Raw genomic sequence first — 1,702 nt, forward strand, 5'->3', positions numbered from 1 at the left:
TTAAAAAGAGCTAACCCTATACCAGCAATACCTGTGAGCATACCGACATAGCCTGTCCAATGTGGGTCCGACATATTATTCCTACTCTTAATCGTGCACCGAGATTGTCAAAGCACCTAACGCCCTACTAAGTGGCTAAAAATAGTTGGCTATAATTTGCGAGGTACGAGCACAGCCAACTGTTTGTGTCCGTCTTGAGTTGCTTGTTAGTTGCCTTTTTTACGATATTTAACAATACCATAAAAGTAATTTAACACTACACCAATAATGAGTAATAAAACATAAGAAGCCATTCGATTTTCTGTAAGAAGACCCAGGTGCCAAAAATATGCGATAAATACCATAAAAACAGAAAACAATATTAGGCTTACACCTACACTTTTTCCAAATGCTTGAGGATTAGAAAAGTTCTTTTCACTGTAACCCGAAATTAAACCTCTGCGCCCTTTAAAAGCGATTAGATACCCGAAAATACCACAAGGTAAAACTGCGAACAGAATAATAAATAAAGCTTCAATTGTAGACTCATCCATGATGCAAACTCCTTGGCAACTAACGCCGTTTTAAGCGGCAAATTGCAGTTGGCTAAAATAAGTGAGGAACGAACAAAAAGCGAACTGTAATTTGTCCGTCTTGAAAACCCTTGTTATATTGCACTATTCACTAGCCTAGAAGCAATACTTTCAGTGCCACCAAATGACTTGTTTAGCCATTGAGTATGATTAAACAAATGATCACCTGACTTTGAAATTAAATGGACACCTTGGACGATAACAGCATGAAAGCCAGTACGATCTATTTTTAAGTGGGACTTCGTTATGTCTGGAAGTTCATCGCAAACAAATACGATGTATGCACCAATTTCTTTCAACAGCCACATAGCTGAAGTTTGCTGCCGAATAGATTTACGGGCGTTTGCTATTTGAGTTTTAATATCTAAGTTTGAATCAAAATCCTTAACAGCTAATACGTATTTAGCTAGTCCATTTTTTTGAAATAAACATAAACTCAATTCAGTGCCTTTCGGAAGTGATTGAGAATAGACCTCAGGATAAAAAGAATTTTCGATATTCTCAACGATACTCACCAGACCTCCTTGTGCAATATAACGCTTTGCTAAGGGGCAAATAATAGTTGGCTAAAATGTGCGAGGCACGAGCGCAGCCAGCTGTTATTTGTCCGTTTGAGCAACTTGTTATGCGCTGGTTGTGAATACCACAAACTACGCAATTTATATAAGATTTCGTGGCAGCCCGACCGTAGCGTTAAAAAACTCCTACGCAGTGCGACACACCAAACCATGAATTTTGAGCCACTTAAATAAAGTGGCGTTTATCACCAATATTAAACTGGCAAAAAACTGTTTAACCAAAAGCTTAAACAGAATGTTTGGCATTTAAGTTACCAAAATAAAGAAAAGGCAACAAGTGCCAAAATCTTTACAAAACGCTAACCGTGAAAAACAATTTAAACTGAATTCGCGCTGACCGCATAACGCCACGTTAAGCGGCAAAAAATTGTTGGCTAAAATTGTGAACGGAGTGAAACAGCCAACTGTTTTTTGTCCGTTTGAACGCCTTATAGTTGGACCAATCCATTTATCAATCGATTAGTTTACTATATTTGATAAGTGGAATATGCCTCTGTTGGTTACGAATATTGAACGGCAAACATCCAATGTTTCTAACAAGACGTTCGAACC

At 37.9% G+C, this 1,702-nt stretch carries 2 protein-coding genes; both read right to left on the reverse strand.

What is annotated here, in order from left to right; translation table 11 throughout:
* Positions 1–206: 206 nt before the first annotated feature.
* Positions 207–533: a hypothetical protein gene (locus tag H4J52_RS02930; RefSeq protein WP_182224191.1), complete on the reverse strand. Its 327-nt coding sequence runs from the start codon at positions 531–533 to the stop codon at positions 207–209.
* A gap of 113 nt (positions 534–646) precedes the next feature.
* A complete protein-coding gene (locus H4J52_RS02935) occupies positions 647–1,087 on the reverse strand; it encodes a hypothetical protein (protein WP_182224192.1) in 441 nt (146 codons plus the stop codon).
* Between the last annotated feature and the right edge of the window lie 615 nt (positions 1,088–1,702).

It is taken from the genome of Colwellia sp. MB02u-14 (assembly GCF_014076915.1).
Lineage (GTDB): Bacteria > Pseudomonadota > Gammaproteobacteria > Enterobacterales > Alteromonadaceae > Colwellia_A.

What these genes read in the sequence shown, in the direction of transcription:
- H4J52_RS02930 (WP_182224191.1), bottom strand. Translation starts at nt 533, where the DNA reads ATGGATGAGTCTACAATTGAAGCTTTATTTATTATTCTGTTCGCAGTT.